General features: G+C 28.4%; 17 protein-coding genes. 2 read left to right on the top strand and 15 right to left on the bottom strand.

Going from position 1 to position 19,761, the window contains the following annotated elements; translation table 11 throughout:
- Positions 1-9: 9 nt before the first annotated feature.
- From AYC61_RS07240 to AYC61_RS07220, 5 genes are all read right to left on the bottom strand, one after another.
- Positions 10-1,113, bottom strand: a complete 1,104-nt coding sequence (locus AYC61_RS07240) for a GerAB/ArcD/ProY family transporter (RefSeq protein WP_066498789.1) — start codon at positions 1,111-1,113, stop codon at positions 10-12.
- Between the two features lie 14 nt (positions 1,114-1,127).
- Complete coding sequence (locus AYC61_RS07235) at positions 1,128-2,309, bottom strand: Ger(x)C family spore germination protein (protein WP_066498788.1); 1,182 nt, start codon at positions 2,307-2,309, stop codon at positions 1,128-1,130.
- Positions 2,310-2,331: 22 nt separating this feature from the next.
- The gene (locus AYC61_RS07230) at positions 2,332-3,855 is read right to left on the bottom strand and encodes a spore germination protein (protein WP_066498786.1); all 1,524 of its coding nucleotides are present in this window, start codon (positions 3,853-3,855) and stop codon (positions 2,332-2,334) included.
- A gap of 160 nt (positions 3,856-4,015) precedes the next feature.
- Positions 4,016-5,077 (bottom strand): hypothetical protein, encoded by a 1,062-nt coding sequence (locus AYC61_RS07225; RefSeq protein WP_066498783.1) that lies wholly within the window; start codon positions 5,075-5,077, stop codon positions 4,016-4,018.
- Positions 5,070-5,558, bottom strand: coding sequence for an RNA polymerase sigma factor (locus AYC61_RS07220; protein ID WP_066498781.1), 489 nt, complete (start codon positions 5,556-5,558; stop codon positions 5,070-5,072). The genes AYC61_RS07225 and AYC61_RS07220 overlap by 8 nt, the downstream gene beginning before the upstream one ends.
- 560 nt (positions 5,559-6,118) lie before the next feature.
- On the opposite strand from AYC61_RS07220, the gene AYC61_RS07215 reads away from it, so the two are divergent.
- Entirely contained in the window at positions 6,119-6,880 is a 762-nt protein-coding gene (locus tag AYC61_RS07215; protein ID WP_066498779.1) for an SHOCT domain-containing protein, read from the top strand.
- Between the two features lie 248 nt (positions 6,881-7,128).
- Here AYC61_RS07215 and AYC61_RS07210 read toward each other — a convergent pair whose 3' ends face one another.
- The 10 genes from AYC61_RS07210 to AYC61_RS07165 all read right to left on the bottom strand — a co-directional run bounded on the left by AYC61_RS07210 (position 7,129) and on the right by AYC61_RS07165 (position 18,330).
- Positions 7,129-7,731, bottom strand: coding sequence for a hypothetical protein (locus AYC61_RS07210; protein WP_066498770.1), 603 nt, complete (start codon positions 7,729-7,731; stop codon positions 7,129-7,131).
- Between the two features lie 2 nt (positions 7,732-7,733).
- Positions 7,734-9,071 (bottom strand): AAA family ATPase, encoded by a 1,338-nt coding sequence (locus AYC61_RS07205; protein ID WP_066498768.1) that lies wholly within the window; start codon positions 9,069-9,071, stop codon positions 7,734-7,736.
- Between the two features lie 714 nt (positions 9,072-9,785).
- Entirely contained in the window at positions 9,786-10,334 is a 549-nt protein-coding gene (locus tag AYC61_RS07200; protein WP_066498760.1) for an NADH peroxidase, read from the bottom strand.
- Positions 10,335-10,366: 32 nt separating this feature from the next.
- On the bottom strand, positions 10,367-10,783 hold the full coding sequence (locus AYC61_RS07195; protein ID WP_066498758.1) for a Fur family transcriptional regulator: 417 nt from the start codon (positions 10,781-10,783) through the stop codon (positions 10,367-10,369).
- Between the two features lie 284 nt (positions 10,784-11,067).
- Positions 11,068-11,283, bottom strand: coding sequence for a hypothetical protein (locus tag AYC61_RS07190; RefSeq protein ID WP_066498755.1), 216 nt, complete (start codon positions 11,281-11,283; stop codon positions 11,068-11,070).
- 281 nt (positions 11,284-11,564) lie between these two features.
- Positions 11,565-12,227, bottom strand: a complete 663-nt coding sequence (locus AYC61_RS07185; RefSeq protein ID WP_066498745.1) for a class I SAM-dependent methyltransferase — start codon at positions 12,225-12,227, stop codon at positions 11,565-11,567.
- A 545-nt stretch (positions 12,228-12,772) separates the two neighbouring features.
- Complete coding sequence (locus tag AYC61_RS07180) at positions 12,773-13,720, bottom strand: type I phosphomannose isomerase catalytic subunit (protein WP_066498743.1); 948 nt, start codon at positions 13,718-13,720, stop codon at positions 12,773-12,775.
- A 233-nt stretch (positions 13,721-13,953) separates the two neighbouring features.
- Positions 13,954-15,213: a YeeE/YedE family protein gene (locus AYC61_RS07175; RefSeq protein WP_066498734.1), complete on the bottom strand. Its 1,260-nt coding sequence runs from the start codon at positions 15,211-15,213 to the stop codon at positions 13,954-13,956.
- Positions 15,214-15,315: 102 nt separating this feature from the next.
- On the bottom strand, positions 15,316-17,010 hold the full coding sequence (locus AYC61_RS07170; protein WP_066498731.1) for an FAD-dependent oxidoreductase: 1,695 nt from the start codon (positions 17,008-17,010) through the stop codon (positions 15,316-15,318).
- A gap of 21 nt (positions 17,011-17,031) precedes the next feature.
- On the bottom strand, positions 17,032-18,330 hold the full coding sequence (locus tag AYC61_RS07165) for an alanine:cation symporter family protein (protein ID WP_242866761.1): 1,299 nt from the start codon (positions 18,328-18,330) through the stop codon (positions 17,032-17,034).
- Positions 18,331-18,712: 382 nt separating this feature from the next.
- Between AYC61_RS07165 and AYC61_RS07160 the strand changes: the two genes are divergently transcribed.
- Entirely contained in the window at positions 18,713-19,603 is an 891-nt protein-coding gene (locus AYC61_RS07160) for a LysR family transcriptional regulator (protein ID WP_066498729.1), read from the top strand.
- The last annotated feature ends 158 nt before the right edge of the window (positions 19,604-19,761 follow it).

Raw genomic sequence — 19,761 nt, 5'->3', positions numbered from 1 at the left:
TCTAGAAATTTATTTCCTAGTTTTTGATTTACCCCTTTTTAAGAAATGAATTATCAATGCAAGAATGGGAAAAATAATGAACAAGTTAAAAAATATCCACGGCGTTACATTCATTCCAATATGTAAATGTTGTGGATAATCTTCTGCAATAATTATAGAGGCAATAAATATTAATATGCCAAATGGAATAGATAGCCATTTAACGTTAGTATTCTTTACTTTTAATAATTGTGCAGTACCAAGCATTGCAGCATACAAATGTAATGTTATTTTAAAAAACAACCCTAACATAAATGCTAAAATAGTTAAAATATCTATACGGTCAATAAAACCTACTTTAACAAATCTCATTGCTTCAAGTAAAGGGAACAATGAAGACAAAGCAAAGTCTACACCAAGAGTTGAAATAATCATTATAGTATTAAAAGCCAATATTATACCAATAAAAATGATAGCATATATTGTTGTAGTTCTTACTTTCTCTGGTTTATTTACAAAAGGAAATATCATAGTAAAAATAATACTTACTCCAAATGGGAATTCAACGCCTAATGGAAATATTTCCATTAAAATAGGTTTAATACCACTTTCAAAAAAAGGTAAAATATTATTTAAATCAACTGCACCTTCTGTCATAAAAAGCAAAATATATTCTATTAAAAATATACAAAGATATATAGGTAAAGTTATTTGAGCCAATCTACATATATTCTCAATACCTGAATATACACTATATGTTACTACAACAGTAATTATTAATGTAATTACATATAGTGACGCTCTTGGACTTACTGTTACAAGAGTAAGTTCTCCAAATTCCCTTAAAATCCTTGCTCCATTATAGAAGAAACGAAGAATATACAAAACACAAATGATACTTCCTAAACCTTTACCAAATATTTTAATCATATATCCAACAAGAGTGTCATCAGGATATTCATAGAATAATGAGGTATATATTATTACTTCAACAATTCCAACTGGTATCCCAAAAATTAAGACTAGCCATGCATCTTGTCTTAACGTACCGCCTAACAAGAATAGAACAGCACTTCCCATTAATGAAAATGTCATTACAGCAAATAATTGTAATGCAGATATTTTATATTTCAAAAGCATTTCCCTCCTTAATAAGCAGGTTTTGAAATTACTCCTGGCCTTTTTATACTTGTTTTCACCTCAACTTCAAATAAAATATGGGAAAATATCTCATCCCATTCTCCTTTAATGACCTTCCATTTTTTGGGGTATTTTCTGTGGATAATCTCTCCAAAATTAAAAATATCCACATTGTAGTCTTTTTGCACTTTTTTTATTACATTTTTTATTTCTTTTGCTATAACTTTATTTTGTTCTTCTTCTAATTCTTCGAATATCTTATAATTATCCATAGGATCATATTTACCAGACATACATACAATATTACTACTCTGCTCTATATGAATCTTCATTAAATAATTACTTTCATCAATTATAGGGTTTATTCTGCATTTAGAATTTAATATTTCAAGAGTAATTTTGTCCTCTTCGTTTTTAGGTGAATTAACAACAATATCCCCTGACTTAAGTCTACATTTAATCCACATCATTGCTCTCGATTCTTCTTTAGTCAAAAAACCAATCAATTTATCTCCCTTAAAAATTGCTGTATCCTCTACTCTAAATATTTTTCCATTATGAGCTATCTCAACATCTTTTTCCAAATAAATAACTCCTGTTGTAATCCCAACAGTTTTATTTGCTAGACCATTGTATATGTCCTTAAGATTAGTTATTGTTGTTAAACCTTTTTCAAATTGATTTTTAATTATATTTTCAACCGTATTTGCAGGAATAGTGTCCATAGGGGTTAATTGCTTAATAATTCCACTTGCTTCCCCTTTAGCGACAAGTACAGGTGTATTTGGTCTAATCTCATGCCCTCGTAAATTACTATCAATTATTAAATCTATGCCTTTTTGGGCAAGTTTTTCTCCAATAACAATAAACTTATTATGTGAAAAATAAGGTTCTTGGCCTAATGTTGATGTTAAATTATCGTAAGCTTTGTTTATAGTTTCTCCTACGCTAGTATATATAACTACTTCAGAAGGCAATGATTGTTTTTTGCCTCCACCATTTGTTGATCCACCTGTTTGTTCTCTTGAAATTTTTAACACCTGTATCGTTAACATATATTTATCATCTTCTGTATAATCATATCCTGTGCTTAAAACCATTGCATATTTTTCAATATCTTTTTTTGTTCTGCAACTAGAACATAATAACATTGTTACAAATACGATTATTAAACATAGATATTTTTTCATCTTTACCCCTCTTCTACTGTTACTATTTTCCTTTTAATTTCTTCCTTATACTTTCTATAAATAAAGATATTTTATACTTTCTCTTACTTCTGTTTATTGGCTCCCTATAAATGTTATCTTTTAATATGTCTGAATCTAAAGGTCCAAAAGGATATAGATAAGGAACACCAAAGGAACGTAAAGATAATAAATATATCAATAAAAATAATTGACCAGATAATAAACCTATTAATCCAAAACTCCCCCCAAGAAAAAGAAATATATATTTGGGAAATATCAAACTTCTTGTCAATTCTACAGAAGGTATAACATAACCAGTAATGCCTGTAACAGCAATAACTATTACCATAGGAGTACTTACTAATCCAGCTGACACAGCAGACTGTCCAAGTACTAATGCCCCAACAACACTTATTGCTTGCCCTACAGGTTCGGGCATCCTTATTCCAGCCTCCTTAATAATTTCATACGCACCTAGCATAAAAAAAGCTTCTACTAAAGTTGGAAAGGGTAATCCACTCCTTGCCTTTACTACAGTTACAACTAATGATGTAGGAATAAGCTCCTGGTGAAATGTACTTATTGAAACCCAAAATGCTGGTAATAACATAGCTAATAAAAAAGAAAAAAATCTAATTACTCTATCTATAGTTGCTAATATATAATTGTTATAATAATCTTCCTCTGCTTGGAGATGTTCAATAAAAGTACATGGAACGGTTAAAATAGTTGGACTCCCATCTATTAACAATGCAACCTTCCCTTGTAATATTTTTCTTGCTACAGTATCTGGTTTTTCAGTGTGAAATATTGTTGGAAAAACATTTAATATACCACCATCTGCTATGTATTCTTCAATGTATGATGAATCTACAATGGAATTTGCATCTATTTTTTCTAACCTTGCTCTAACTTTTTCTATAACTCTTTTATCTGCAATATTATCTAAATAAACAATCTCTATATCCGTTTTAGTTTGTTTTCCAATAATAAAATATTCTACTTTTAAATGAATACTCTTAATTCTTTTCCTTAATAAACAAACATTTGTAGTTAAGGATTCTGTAAAGCCTTCTCTAGGACCTCTAATATTCGTCTCTATAGGTGGCTCACTAATATCTCTCTTTGGTGGGTTTTTATAATTCAATAATAAAGCATAATTAACTCTATCTATTAATAACACTGCTCCACCTTGTAGTATTGTTTTAATAGCAATATCCATTTTAGTAGTTATATCATTTTCATTGATACCAAGTAAATATTTAAAGTGCTTTTTATTTTTAATCTCACAATTATTATTAGTTAGCTTATTTATTACTGAAAATTCAATTACTTCCGTATTTACCATTCCCTCGATATATATGAGAACTGCTTTAAATTTATGGTCATCTCCAATATTTAATTGTCTTATAACAATGTCATTGCAATTATCAAAAGCCTTTTTTATAATATCAACATTAGATACAATATTTTTAAAAATTTTCATATTAGTAATTTCAAATCTATTATTTGATTTATCCTTAATACTATTTCCAAGATTATTCATATTTCCACCATACCCCAAAAACAAATTATAGTAATATTATTATCTATAAAAATAATAATATTACTATTACTAAAAAGCGTTTTGAAAATTTTTGAAAACAATCAAGTACACTAGTAATTCTGTTATTAAAATAACTTAAGGATTAAATTCTCTACTCAAATCAATTATTATTTATTTCTTCAAGAGGAAATGTTACTTGCCAATTCCCCTCTGTATATAATCCACTCGTAACAAAAGTTCCATAAAGCGAATATTGACCAATTTCTGATTGGGGGATGTCGAATACATATTCCTCATAATCAACTCTACTATCACTATAAATATTCTCAACAAAACCAGCCTTATAAACACATTGAATTTTTTGTCCGTTCTTATCTCTTAAGAAAAAGTATCCATGATTATCCTTAGTTAAATTATCAATAACAGATGTTTGAATATGAAGCATGCCATCTACATATCCAATACCTGTGAAATCAATGCCCTCAACTGGGAAATTCATTGGAGCAAATGGAACAAGAACTTTAGCCTTGCTTTCGTGGTTTGCAAAATATTCTTTGTATTTGGGACCACTACCACCCCTTAGTGAAACTTGCTTTGTTGATTGTGTACTTATAATAGTTGTTAAATCTACTGCAATCGGTATTTCATTATACGTATGTTTATCACTGATAAATTCTCTAACAGAAAAAGTTATTTTATCACCAGCAATTTTTTTGTTACCCCACTCTGTTATAGATATGAGAAATGTTGCTGTTTTTGTTATCTCGTCATATTCAATAAGCTGACAAGTTGCAAAACTGTCGAATGGTCGATTAATAGAATAACTGTCATAAAGGTCTGTAGTTTCATCAACACGCTCTCCGATAAGGTCTTGCATTGTAATGTAAATTTCAGCTATATTATTATGAATATATGCTGATACAACCTCTATTTTGATACCATTATCCTCGCAGGATTTTTGCACAGGCATAAAAAACTGTGCAACAGTTGGAGAAACAAAATACATGAGTTCATAAACAGCAGGCACATTAACAGCAACTACAGGTGTCACAGTTAAAACAAGTGCTATAAGCATTGCCATAATTACAATAGGTTTACGAAAAAAGATTTTCATTTTATTTGTTTCTCTTTTAGGCTCATCTATTGATTGAATAATTTTATTTACAAGCTCTTGGTCGGGAGAAATTTGTTCGTTCATGTTACTATAGTTTTCTCTAAACATTATAACCCTCCTTCAAAATTTCTTTCAGCTTATATCTTGCACGTGTAAGCTGTGTTCTGATAGTAGATGGTTTTTGATTTAATGTTTCACTAATTTCTTCTATGCTTAAATCCTCATAATAAAACAGGTGTATTACTGCTCTATACTTCACTGGCAGTTTTTGAAGTTCATAGTGAAGATTAGTTTCTTCCTTTGTTTCAAAAACAATGGTTTCATCTAATGGCACTATTTTTTTCCTCCAAGAAGATGTCCACATTTTTTTACAACAGTTGATAGTAACTCGAATAAGCCAAGCTTTTCTATGTTTCTCTGTTTCAAACCGTGGGGTTTTTTTGATGTATCGAAAAAAAACTTCTTGATAAATATCATCAGCACTGCTTTTATTTCTTGTCTGTGAAAAAGCTAATCTATAAACCATATTGGAATATGCTTTTATAACACTTTCCAAACAATCATCCGTACGCAATGATTGTTGTTCCATAAGCTGAACCCTCCTTTCACTATGAATACCCTTTAACACCTCAAAAAGCTACAAAATTTGAAAATATATTTAAATAACTGCCAATTGGCAGTTAAAAAAATTTTCCTTAAGATGAATTTTCATATGTTATTTTACAACAAATAGTTGTTTATTTAGAGATTTTTATGTTTATACCACTAATTATTTTTAAAATACATTGTGAGATTTACATCTCATCACCAGAAATTGAATTTCTGCCAGCTAATCATCCTCGAAATCTTTGTTCCATATACAATCAATATATGATTCAATTATATTTCTCATAGCTTTTACCTTCTTTCTTTAAAAATATTACCTATGTTTAAAGAATACTTTCTCTTTAAGGGTAGAGTCAAGACTTCAAATTAAAATTGTTATTAAAATATCTTTCAAATTACATTATTTTTGATAAGTTGGAAACAAACATTTAATGTAGAATTTTTGATTAATGATGGATTTAAATGATAATTATTGAAGTGTGTTTGTGTTTTGTGTGATATAATCATTATTGCTTAAAACAACGTGGAAAGGTGAGTGATAAAATGTGGGTAGTTATAGTATTTTTCATTATTCTATTTATTATAATACTCATTATTGCATCAAAAAAAGATGTAAATACTGAATTACAAGAAGCATATGCTAGTTTAGAAGAGTTAAAAAAACAGCATAGACTTAAAAATGGAGTTCCAGATTTCTATCTTGAAGTTTTATATTATGGAGGACATCCTTTATTTGATGCTAAATCTTACAGCTGGTCAAATGGCTTCAATAAAGAACAATTTAATCAACTACTTGAAACTATTGAATCTGATAATATATTTATTAACGAAGGAAGAAGTATGCAATTTTATTTGTGGATACAGCAAAACATCTTATATTTATTACATACACATACAAATGGAGTTGAAAAACTTTCTTTAAATATTAACAATATTTCATGCTTCTATATGTATGGAAATGTTTATAATGAACTTAAAATTGAAGGAGGAGGCTCAATATATTATCCCTTTGATTATATTGAACCAATAAGTAGCCATAAATCGAAAGCTGATGATAGAAAGGTAGTCGTAGAATACAAGTACAGTAATAAAAAATGCAGTATGATGTTTAATGGTACTTTTTATGATCTATTAATGAAAAAAATACCTGAAAAAGAATTGCAGAGAAATAAGTCAGATTCTAATAATAATATAGCGAATAATGTATATGATGAACTTAGAGAATTAAAAAATTTGATGGAAGAAGGTATTATTTCAGAAATTGAATTTAATCAAAAAAAAGAAAAGTTATTAAATAAAATATAGTATTAATAGCAAAAACTCAGACTTTCTGTACTTGAAAACGGGCAATAAGTTGCCCGTACATACTATCGTAATTTCTTGCTCCACTTTGTTTGCACTAAATTATGAACACCCTCTTAATCACAATCATTATTTTTAATCCTTTTCACAGTAAAAAAAAATTTCTTTCTCTTCAAAATGAAGAATAGAATATATAATTTGTTCTATACCTATATATGCTTTGAATACCTATCAGTAGCTTTATTACCACATTAATCTTTTATTTTATCACAATTTACTTCAAGTATTTTGCATAATTCTTTTATAGAAGAACAATTATTACAAGTTATTTTTTCAATATCCAAAGATTTTACTAACCCAGAAACTTTTGACCCTTTTGAATACACTTTATTAGCTTTTTTAAAAAGATTACACAACTTTTCATATCCATTTAAACCAGTAACTTTAGTTTTTTCAGGTAACCTTAGATGCCTTTTTAACCCTTTAATATCACATAAAATCCAATCCTCTATAGATTTCTTAGCTTTAATATGATAGACATTGTTAACTTTAAGCTCTCTTAAACTTTTCTCTATTTTCTTCCTATCAATAGGAGGCTTTTTGTGAGCCCCAAAAACATCCGTATCATAACAAAGAAAGACTGTAAAATCAATATTGGGATTTTCTTGTAATAATTTTTTGCAATATCCTGACGCTTTATTTTTAAAGTTTCCAATACCTTTTAAATTTTTTACTACTATCTTCTTGAAATCAAATTCCCTATTTCCATTTTTTCGTCTTAAAAAAATTTTTATTTCTTGGTAAATTTCTGCGTCTGTTTCCCCTTCTACAAAAATAATTATCCCCCTATCCATAATTACTCCTCCAAAAAACTATTTAATTCTTCTATATCATCAATCGAGCCATTCATCTGTTCAAATATATAATCACCAGTTGACATCCCATACATATCAGCCATTTTAGTAATCTTTTTCTTTGATGACTTCTTTATTTTAGAAAAATTAGCTAAACCCTTACTATTTGGTATGCCTACAAAAATATCATCTAATTCCATATATTGAACAATGTATGGAGAATGGCTGGATAATATAATTTTTAAATTATCCGAAGCCAGTTGAGATAATATATTAATAAATCTATTAAATAAACTAGGATGAATTGAATTCTCTAATTCTTCAATTGCAATAATTTGAACACTGTTAATTTCAGCTAAAACTATATATGTTAAAAATAAAAATATTCTTTTTGCTCCCGTTGATAAATTTGTGAATTCTAAAACCGTCTCGATATTTTTATCTTTAACAAATATTAAATAAATTTCATTTGAAATTTTATATGGAGCATTTTCTGGAATATCTCCAATTATTTCATTTCCTTTTAGAATTTCTTCAACAACTATATCCTCAATATTTGGAAATAAATCTATAAAAGTATTTTTAATTAATTCATATTTATCAGGATACTTTTTCTTTATTGTGTATATCACTCTAGGAATATTTTCTGCATTTGAAATATCTAAAACATTTTTCCCCTTTTTTTGTAAAGGATTAAATTCAAATGAATTTGTCGCATCAAATGAACGATTAATATAAAAATTTATATTATTAATTGCTTTTACAATATCTAAATAGAATAAATCATCATATGCTAATAATTTATTAATAATTAAACTATCATCATCAATCAAAATTTTCTTATTGTTTCTTCCAGTTTTTGATGTTTGATAAGTTGCTTTTTTATCTGACCTACTAAAGTATGTATTATATTTTTGACCTTTTGAATTTTTCTTAAATCTTAACTTTTCACCATGTATTTTTTTAGTAGAATCTTCTTCATCACTCTCCCACTTAAAACAATAACTGTATTCAACCAAATAGGCGTCTCCCTTAACTTTGATTTCAAACTCAATTAAAAAAGAATAGGTCTCATTACTCATATTTTTATTAACTGGAATTACAGATAAATATTCCATCATATCCGACTTTACAGAACTATTATTTTTAATAAAATCTATACCAAAGTCAATTGCATCTAATATATTTGATTTACCATAGTTATTTATAGATACTAATGCATTTATAACATTGAAATCAAAGTTTATTTTTTTTATGTTTTTGAAGCCTTGCACCTCTATTCTCTTGACTTCCATAATCTCACTCCTTTTTGGTAAAATAATTCTTCTATCAATTATCATTGTAGCACTCCTTTCAATAATACGCAATATTTTGTTGCATTTATTTTCACGATTTATTTGTTTTGTTATGTATTATATCCATAAACGTTACTAATTATTACTTTTTATTAATTGTAATGTTCATTATTTAAAATCCATTTGAATTATTTCAACGTTATCCCTTACAAAATTGTTAAGAATATTGGATAGCCTTTCTTTAATTGTCATTAAAGAGTTTTTAAAATGACACCTATATATATAAAAAACAAGTTCTACTTATAACACAGAACTTGTTTTTTTATTTCTAATTTTTAAAGACTTTTTTAGCAAATTCGCCCAATTTTTTTAATACCCACTCTTAATACTGTTATGAAATCTTCCTCCACTCGTTTACTAAGTATGTACATCCTCTTAATCACAATCCTCATTTTTAATTCTTTTTATTAATAAAACAATTTTCTGTCTCTTCAAAATACAGAAAATGTGCTAATACTAAAATTATTAATAAGTATTTAATACTTTGCTTACAAAGCTGTTAAATGTGTTAAGATACACACTTATAACAAAATGATTAGCATTTATTTTTATAGATTTTAAAATCTATAATAAATGCTAACCATTTGTTAAAAATCATAAAGACTTAATAAATTTTGTGATAATATAAAAAGTTATATTATAATACAGTAGTATAATGTTCTACACTTGATATTATTAAGTTTTTAATCTATATAACCCTTATCCAAAATATCTATTAAGAAGCCCTCTAAAAGCAGAACCATGCCTTGCTTCATCCTTGCACATTTCATGCACTGTGTCATGTATTGCATCATAATTTAATTCTTTTGCTCTTGTAGCTAAATCTTTCTTTCCTTTACAAGCACCATGTTCTGCATCTACTCTCATTTGTAGGTTTGTTTTTGTATCAGCTACTACTACTTCTCCTAATAATTCTGCAAATTTAGCAGCATGTTCTGCTTCTTCGAAAGCTATTCTTTTATACGCTTCTGCTATCTCTGGGTATCCTTCTCTATCTGCTTGTCTGCTCATGGCAAGGTACATTCCTACTTCTGTACATTCTCCCATAAAGTTAGCTCTTAAATCTTCAACTACTTTTTCATCTAAACCTTTTGCTATACCTATTTTATGCTCGTCAGCCCATACTAAATCTTCTACTGATTCTTGCTCAACAAATTTATCTGCTGGAACGCCACATTGAGGGCATTTTTCTGGAGCATTTTCTCCTTCGTGAACATAACCACAAACAGTACATACAAATTTTTTCATTTTACATTCCTCCATTTTATATTTATATTTATTTAGTTTTGCTGTATTTTACAGCTTTTGCATACACCTTTTAAATAGAAATGGTACTCATCAATATCAAACCCTTCTAGGTCTTTGATGTGTGGCATTTCTAACCTGAAATCATATACTCGTTTACATTTCCTACATTTAAAATGTCCATGAAACGAAGTATCTGCATCATATCTTGTTTCATTGTCTTCAATATTTATTACTATGACTATGTTTTTTTCAACAAATAGTTTCAAAGTATTGTACACTGTTGTCTTCGATAATGTTGGAATTTCGCCAACTAGTTCTTTGTATATCATATCAACAGTCGGATGATTCTTATATTTAATCAAATACTCAAAAATTTTTATTCTCTGATATGATGGCTTTATGTCATTGCTTTTTAGATAATCTTCAATATTATTAATTTTAAAATTCACCTTAATCAAACCCTTCAATTTATATTATCTAAATCCTAAGATGTAACAGAGTTTTTATTGTAATCATTTTAAATTTGTAATGATTACAATATAATGATAATATAAAACAACTACTTTATCAATATGTTTTTTGTTTTTTGTAGTCGTTTTAGTGGCTTGTTAATTTATATATACCCACAGTTATAATGATTAAACAAAAAAAATAAAAATTTTTTTATTTTTTTAATATAAGTACATGAAACTATCTCCAAATGCATATGAGATAGTTTCATAACCACAGTCATTTATTTATGATTCATTTTCGCAAGCTTTTCATTACCTCTCTTAAAATTACCTGTGATCTTAGCCATTATAAGCTGCGCGTGTTCTTCATTAGTTTTTTCTATACGTTTCATAAACTTGGTACTTTCTTTACCTTTGAGTATTTTTATCTGTTTATTGTACCAGAATATAAATACTTTGTTATCCTTAGTTATTTTATACGAAAAAATTTCTTCCATCTGTAACCCAGATTATTCATAGAAAATTAAATACTTTTTATAAATGAACCTCATTCTTCGAATGAAAAAGCGATTCACATAAAATCACAGATTTTAGTTCTCTGCTCATGATTAGAAGATGTCCATTAAATTCTCGACATACCAACTCGGTATGCCTTCTAATTCACTGAAATCTTCTAATTCAGAAACTTACAGCATATTATTCAAAGTTATACGAATAATCAGGGTTTAACACTCCCCTTTATTAAATGCAAGCTTATATTTATTATCAATATATTCAATTATTTATGAGCAACTAAAATTGCTTGATTCTCTTGTTTGAGTATAACCTTTATTTTCTTAAAACCTGCTTTTTTTAAAAGTTCTTTTTGTTTTTGTAGTGTAAATGGTATGTCAATATGATATAAATCTCTATTTTCTTCTTTTACTGTATTCATTAATTCCTGGTATATTTTTAAACATTCATTTTGCTCCTCATCACTAACTACATAATCCCCTTCTATATACAATCCATCTTCTTTTAATGACTTTCTAATTTTTTTATATATTTCTATCTTTGGCTCTTGCAAAAAATGATGCATTGTCATCGATGATACTATATAGTCATAATAGTTATCAGCTATATTACATATTAAATATGAATCTACTATAATTTTTATATTAGCTGCTTTAGCTTTGTACTTTTTCATCATCTTGTCTAACATTTCTTGTGACATATCTATACCTGTTATCTTTGCATTTGGAGCTTTATTAAAAATACCTTCTAACTCAATACCTGTTCCACAACCCATATCTAATATTTCAACTTCATCATTTGTTTGTTTTATTGGCTGTGATAATAAACTGTAATACTTGTCAAAATTTTCGACTGTTTCTCTCATATAATCATCATAAGTTTCTGCCCTCTTATTAAAAAAATCACTCATTTGTTCAATATTACTCATATTTATCCTCTCCTTTTCTGATTTATACGTATATTGAGACTACTTATTTTTATCAAAAAATAAAAAGGCATACGAACATATTGTTCAGTATACCCTTTAAAATTTATATGAAATCCTATGATTTCTCTGTAAAATATATTTAAAAACAAAATCTTATAACAACGGAAGCAATTACGTAGTAATTGCAACACACCGTTTCAACGAGGCGGGAGATATGCACACCGCACTAAATCTAATCGGTACCCGTCACCTATAGAGGTTGGGGGACATCTTTCGCCTTGTTATAATAATTTTGCAGATAGACTTTGTTAAAATATATAATCAAATTAAAAATATTATTCATTTATTAAAAGGGGTTTTACTGTTGTTCTAAACTTACATAAATCTAAAATTTGCACTACAAAAAAACAGTAGTTACTGCCTAAAAGTAGTCAAAATACGTATTCAAATTTTATTAGAATTTAAGATTTATAAGTATAAAACAACCTTTTTCATAAAGATTCTCCCTTTATAATAAATTATATTTACATTATAACATATAATTACTATTTTCCCAACTCTGGAACATAACTCTTTAATATCTGTAAATTTCCTTTTATTTTATACTTTCCTAATGTAGCAGGTATCAATATGCTATCTCCTTTAGCTAACTCTACAACACCTTTATCATATGCTATTTGCCCTTTACCTTCTATACATGTATAAATATAAAATCTTTCTACGTCACTTTCCTCTTCCATTTGCGAATGTATCTCGAATTTTTCTAAAACAAAATCTTTACACTTACATAACTCCGTTTTACAGAAACCATCATAACTGATTTTTTTACCTTCTACTCTTTGACCTTTTAAATCAAGATTTACAACCTCTAAGCCTTTTTTAATATGAATTTCTCTGCCTCTATTATAGTCATATAATCTATAAGTTGTATCGCTATTTTGTTGAATTTCTGCTATAACAACACCTTCTCCAATTGCATGAATAAGTCCGCTTTGTACAAAGTAAACGTCACCTTTTTTTACATATATCTTGTTAAGATGTTTTTCTAATTCACCTTTTTCTATTGCTTGTTTTAGATCATCTTTAGTACAACCTTCTTTAGTTCCTACTATCAAATTAGCACCCTCTAATGCTTCTATTACATACCATACTTCTGTTTTCCCAAGCTCACCTTCTACTCTGTGTGCATACTCATCATTTGGATGTACTTGGACTGATAGTTTATCCCTTGCATTTATTAATTTTACAAGCAATGGGAATTTATCAAGTGAGATTTTCGTTCCTACTAACGCTTCTTTCTTTTCTTTAATTAGAGCTTCTAAATTCATTCCTTTAAAGCTTCCATTAGCCACTACACTAGTTCCATTTTTATGACATGCAACGTCCCAACTCTCACCAATGTTACCTTGCTCGAAATTGTCTCTAAAAATCTCAAAATCCCTTCCGCCCCATATCTTAGGATAATACAAATTTTCAAACTTTAATGGGTACATTCTTCTTCATCCTTTCTAGTATAACTTTTATTGTCTTAAGACTAGCATACTCAGGTATTCAATTACTATGCTTAGTATATAATAATATATTTAAGCATAGCTTTAAATATCAATTTTGTCAAAATAATAGATATTTTCTGTATTATAAAAGAATAAAAATATACTAATAACAAATGTTTTAAATACATAAAAAAGCTGTAACAAAACTTTCAAGTTTCATTACAGCCTTATTTTTATATATTTATTTTTAGTTTTTGTACTAATTTAACTCCTAATATTCCCCCTAAAGTTAATGAAGGTAGGAATACCCATCCTGATAGAGACATGTTTGATAATCCTGAGTATAATGCTCCAACGTTACATCCTAAAGCAATTCTTGCACCATAACCCATTAATAAACCGCCAATTGCATAAAATATTATATCTTTAAAATTGAACTTGAATTTAAATGTAAAATGTCCAGCTAATAATGGTGCTAAAAATGCTCCTATAATTATACCCATATTTCTCATAGAACCAGGATCATTGAAGAAACCTGCTCTCATTGAATCCATTTTATTTGCAAACCATCCCCAGTCTGATACATCAACTACACCTATAGATTGATAAAACCAGCCTGCCCATTTAGCAAATATCGCTGTTACTCCCCAGCTTGTACCTGTTGTAACCAATATTGTTACAAACATTATCATTATAAATACTGCTCCTGTATAATAAGACCATCTTTTTACAAAGAATTTATGATATGTTTCTTTGCTAAATAATTTAAAATCTTTTTGCTCTGGTAATTCTTTTTCCCATTGATCGTATTCTTCAACTTTTAATGTATTTGCTTTTCTTCTACTACTTTCATATCTTTTAGCTATATAGTAAATTAACAAATAACCTGCTAATGATAATGCAACAGTTCCCATAAATCCAAATACATCTGGTAGATATAAACGTTTGTGGATTTTGAAGAATATACTCTGAGTCCACCAAGGCATATCATGAGCTCCCCATAATGCACCTGTACTAAAGAAGAATAATACTATCATACCTCTACCATATCCTTCACCTACATCAGTAAGTGTTCCTGAAGCACATCCACCACCAAGCATCATTCCTATACCAAATAATATACCACCTATTACAGTAGCTATATTTGCTGGTTCTACATAGTCAGATCCCGGTATAACTGCTGCTCCTGATTCAACTGCTCTATAGAATACATCTCCTCCATTTACATATGAACCATAGTGTATAGCAGCTGTTATTACTAAAGTTATTGAAAATAAAAACATAAGTCCTTTTGTTAAACTGCTATCTCCAGTTACATAGATCTTTTTTATTCCACCTGCAAAACCAAATCTTGATCTTTGCATAACATAACCTATAGTAAGTCCAATAATTAAATGTAATGCTAATCTATAATCTTTGCCATATTGATAAATTCCGAAAGCTATCATTGATGCTAATATAGCAAATCCTATATATACCTGATTTTTTTTCATATGTTTTATCACTCCTGTCAAATTATTAATGTTTCAAGTCCCCCCATAGGGGCGTTACAAAATGAGTAAAGTTCAAGGTTATTTACTCATTTTGTAACAATCTTAAAGGAAATTGTAATCTGTTACAATCGCTTCTCTATCTGTAGTTTGATCATTGAAATATTCATAGAAACATAATCCCATAAACCCACCAGAAATATTATAGACATTTTCAAATCCTAAGTGTTGTAACGCTAAAGTCATGTTATAGCTTCTTTGACCACTTCTACAATGAATGTAAATCGCTTTATCTTTAGGGAATTCGTCTAATCTTTGTCTAAATTGACTAAGTGGTATATTTTTAGCTCCTTTGATATGACTGTGATCATATTCATTTACTTCTCTTGCATCAACTATAAATGCTCCCTGCTCTAATAAACCTCTCACATCTTCAGCATGAACTTGCTTAAATGAACCGTTTAATAAATTAGATCCTACATAACCTGCAAAATTGACAACATCCTTAGCTGTTCCAAATGGTGGAGCATAACATAATTCTAAATCTCTTAAATCTTCAACTGTAGCACCAAACTTAATGGCAGTAGCTATTGCATCAACTCTCTTATCTACATTACCTCTACCTATAGCTTGAGCTCCTAATACTACACCTGTTGGTTTTTCGATTATTAGTTTAAAATGAACAGGTTCGCTTGCAGGCATTAATCCTACTTTGTCATTTGGTATGATTTTTACTACTTCATAGTCTAAGTTCATATTTTTTGCTTGTCCTTCTGTTAACCCTGTAGAAGCTCCATTATAATTAAAGCATTTGATAACTGATGAACCAATAAATCCAGTGTTTCTGATGTTTTTACCATTTATATGATCTGCTACTGATCTAGCTTGCTTTTGTGCTGGACCAGCTAAAGGTAATTTTATCATAGATTTTGTTAACGCATGGTAAACCTCTATTGCATCACCTACTGCATATATGTCTTTATCTTTTGTTCTATAGTTTTGGTCTACTTTTATAGCACCTGTAACTCCTAATTCTAATCCAGCATTTACTGCTAAATCAGTTTCTGGTGCAACACCTATTGCCATAACTACTGAGTTAGCAGATACTTTTTTACCTGATTCTAAAACTACAGTATTATTTTCAAATGATGCTACCTTGTCATTAACTATAAGATTTATTCCTTGGTCATGTAATTCCTTGTGAAGTATTTGAACCATATCATAATCAAATGGTCTCATTATTTGAGGCATAGCTTCTATCAAAGTTACATTGAAACCAGCTTCTTTTAAGTTTTCAGCAACCTCTACTCCAACAAATCCTCCACCTATTACTGATACATCTTTTGAATCCATATTTTTTACAAAAGAATTTAATTTTTTGATATCTACTACATTTCTTACTGAAAATACGTTTACTTTTTCAATTCCTGGTATGCTAGGTACTATCGCTTTTGCTCCAGGAGATAATATCAATTTATCATATGTCTCATTGTATTCTTCACCTGTCACGGTATTTTTAACTTTTACTTGCTTGTTTTCTCTATCAATTGATAATACCTCATTATTTACTCTTGCTTCTATTTTGTATTGTGATAAAAATTTCTCTGGGCACATTAAAACTAAATTATCTGATTTTTCTACTACCCCGCTTAAATGGTATGGTAAACAGCAATTAGAAAATGATACATGTGGTCCTCTTTCAAACATCACTATTTGGTCATCTTCACTAAGTCTTCTTAATCTAGCAGCTGCTGATGCTCCTCCTGCAACTCCACCTACAATTAATATTTTTCTTCCCATAACTAGTCCTCCTATTTTTCATTATTTAACCTTGAATTTTTTGATATTTTTAATAGTAAACATAAACATTGCTATTATATTTATGGAACTCACTATAAACATTAACAAATCTGATGCATCAAATATTACATTAAAATTTGAAATACTAAACATCCCTGATAAAGAGATTAATATTATATAAAATAAAATTCTTTTATTTTCACTAATCTGCATAGTTGTATTTATAAAGTGAAATGACCCTAAAATAGTTGTAAAACCTGATATTATGAAGAAAATCATAATTATTGCTCCACCTAAATAACCTGTTACTGCTTTCACACTTGTAAAATACCCTGTTATCCTTTGATACCCATTCTGAGTAAGCATTATATTAGGTAAATTATATCTCCCATATGAAAAAACATATGAGGTAATTATAACTGCAACAACCACTGTCAATATTGTAGAAATTGTTTGTAATAATGCCTCTCTTCTTGGTGAATTATTACCATCTGAACTTGCCAAAGCACTTGTCCCTAAACCAGTTTCACTAATTTGTATAATCCTTTGAAAGCCTATTACTAAACCTATAGGAATCCCTATTGAAGCTGATTTAAAATTGATAAAATCTTTCCACACTAGATATAAATATTTTGGCAAGAAATCTATTGTTTTAACTAAAAATATTAAAAAGAACAAACCATATAAAATAATTATTGTAGTAATCATAGATGCTAAGCAATTTATAAAAAGCTTATGGTTTTTAGTTATAACTATTAAAGACACTATCACAATTAATGGAACAATAATGAACAATAGAACATTTAACTTGGGAAAACTATACCCAATATTTTCTGTCATGAAATTTTTAACTACACTTTGTATTCCTGTAAGCTGAAAACCTACAAATCCAAATGTATATAAAATAACCAAACATACTGTATATATTGATCCAGCTTTTGAATTTAAATTGTAATCTATAAATTCTCTAGGTGTTTTTTCTGTAATTCGTGAAAACAATACCTCACAGTATGTTATTGGCACTAATATAAACATTCCCAGAAATATCCATAGAACTATGCCTTCACCACCTACTCCATTACTTGAGTTTTTAAACATGGCTGCTAAAACTCCAATAATGGCACCTGTACCAATTTTTGATGATAGTGAAATAGATATTGAATTTTTTATTTTTGACCATTCCCACTTGTTAGCATCTCTATAACTTATCATATTTCTATATCTAATTGTTTGATAAATCACAAACATACCTAATAAAATAACTAGCGGTAAAAAAATATCCCAAAGATAACTACTAGTCATATTGATAAGATTTCCCATTATATTAAGTATGATATCCTCTCCTATCTACTTACATTCTCACTTTCTTTGTTAATTTTATCTCAATTCCATTATAATTCATAAATATTCATTAGCATAATAAACAAGAGTTATGTACTATAACTATTTCTTATAATGCATAGAAAATTATAAATTTTTATAATCGTGATAAATTAAATTTCCATCTTTTAGCGGTTAAATTCTATATAAGATTAACTAAATTTATAACTTACACTACTGATAAACATGAACATTATAGGATAAACAATATATTTATGGGAAATAATAAATATATTGCTGTATCATTAAATTTAGTTTACTTTTATTTAATTTAATGATAAACTTTTGTCTAGAACTTTTTATCAATTGAGGATGTGAGGATATGAATCTTGAATATCTGCAATCATTTTATACAACTGTCAAATGTAATAGCATTTCAAAGGCTGCTAAAGAATTGCATTTAACTCAACCCGGTCTTAGTATACAGCTACAAAACTTAGAAAAAGAACTTAGTGCTAATCTTTTAATTCGCAGTAACAAGGGCGTTGAACTAACTGAAGAAGGAAAAGTTGTATTTGATTATGCGAGTACCTTGTTATCTATACAAGGGAATATTGAAAGAGATTTGAAAAATTTAAAGCAAGAAAGACCAAAATTAATAATTGGTTCATGCAAGAGTGTTGGTGAGTACGCACTACCTTGTAGTGTATATACCTTTAAAAAACTTCATGAAGAAGTGGATATAAATATGGAAGTAAACAATTCCAGTGAAGTAATAGAAAAATTAAGAAATCATACAATAAATATAGGCATTATTCAATATGATCCTGCTATTAATGATATTAAAACTGATAAAATAATCTCAGATGAACTCTTTTTAGTTGGTAATTGTATTGGAACTCCTAATGAAATAACTATAAATGAATTAAAGGATATACCATTAATTTTACGAGAAAAGGATTCTGGTACAAGGTATTTAATAGAAGAAACATTAAATGAAAAAGGAATTGCAATTGATGATTTAAATATTCTTTATGATTTAAATTCACCTGAAGCAATAAAGTCATCGATACTTTCAGGTAAGGGCTATTCTTTTTTGCCAAAACTTACTATTCAACAAGAATTAAAAGGATGTTGTATCCAAACAGTCAAGGTAAACGACTTAATCATACCTTTTAATTATTATATTGCTTCAAGAGAAAAATATAAGTTTAACGAGTACGAAAAATTATTTGTAGATTTTATAATTTCAAGTAAAAGGGGCTTTTGTTAACAACAAATGCCCCTAAATTATCTCTGATTATTCATATAACGCCCCATAATATGCTATGAACTTCTACAGTATAAGATATCCATGATCAGAGAACTAAAATCTGTGATATTAAGCAGAGAACTAAAATCTATGATTTTATGTGAATCGCTTACTCATTC

The organism is Abyssisolibacter fermentans (assembly GCF_001559865.1).
GTDB classification, from domain to species: Bacteria; Bacillota; Clostridia; order Tissierellales; family MCWD3; genus Abyssisolibacter; species Abyssisolibacter fermentans.
The sequence above is the reverse complement of the archived record's forward strand: the minus strand, read 5'-3'. Positions and strand labels throughout refer to the sequence as shown.

Coding starts and splice junctions, on each gene's coding strand:
- AYC61_RS07170 (WP_066498731.1), bottom strand. CDS start 17,010: ATGGGAAGAAAAATATTAATTGTAGGTGGAGTTGCAGGAGGAGCATCA.
- AYC61_RS07190 (WP_066498755.1), bottom strand. CDS start 11,283: ATGGAAGAAATTTTTTCGTATAAAATAACTAAGGATAACAAAGTATTT.
- AYC61_RS07205 (WP_066498768.1), bottom strand. CDS start 9,071: ATGATAATTGATAGAAGAATTATTTTACCAAAAAGGAGTGAGATTATG.
- AYC61_RS07185 (WP_066498745.1), bottom strand. CDS start 12,227: ATGAGTAATATTGAACAAATGAGTGATTTTTTTAATAAGAGGGCAGAA.
- AYC61_RS07180 (WP_066498743.1), bottom strand. CDS start 13,720: ATGTACCCATTAAAGTTTGAAAATTTGTATTATCCTAAGATATGGGGC.
- AYC61_RS07165 (WP_242866761.1), bottom strand. CDS start 18,330: ATGGGAAATCTTATCAATATGACTAGTAGTTATCTTTGGGATATTTTT.
- AYC61_RS07230 (WP_066498786.1), bottom strand. CDS start 3,855: ATGAATAATCTTGGAAATAGTATTAAGGATAAATCAAATAATAGATTT.
- AYC61_RS07175 (WP_066498734.1), bottom strand. CDS start 15,213: ATGAAAAAAAATCAGGTATATATAGGATTTGCTATATTAGCATCAATG.
- AYC61_RS07235 (WP_066498788.1), bottom strand. CDS start 2,309: ATGAAAAAATATCTATGTTTAATAATCGTATTTGTAACAATGTTATTA.
- AYC61_RS07220 (WP_066498781.1), bottom strand. CDS start 5,558: ATGGAACAACAATCATTGCGTACGGATGATTGTTTGGAAAGTGTTATA.
- AYC61_RS07210 (WP_066498770.1), bottom strand. CDS start 7,731: ATGGATAGGGGGATAATTATTTTTGTAGAAGGGGAAACAGACGCAGAA.
- AYC61_RS07215 (WP_066498779.1), top strand. CDS start 6,119: ATGTGGGTAGTTATAGTATTTTTCATTATTCTATTTATTATAATACTC.
- AYC61_RS07200 (WP_066498760.1), bottom strand. CDS start 10,334: ATGAAAAAATTTGTATGTACTGTTTGTGGTTATGTTCACGAAGGAGAA.
- AYC61_RS07225 (WP_066498783.1), bottom strand. CDS start 5,077: ATGTTTAGAGAAAACTATAGTAACATGAACGAACAAATTTCTCCCGAC.
- AYC61_RS07160 (WP_066498729.1), top strand. CDS start 18,713: ATGAATCTTGAATATCTGCAATCATTTTATACAACTGTCAAATGTAAT.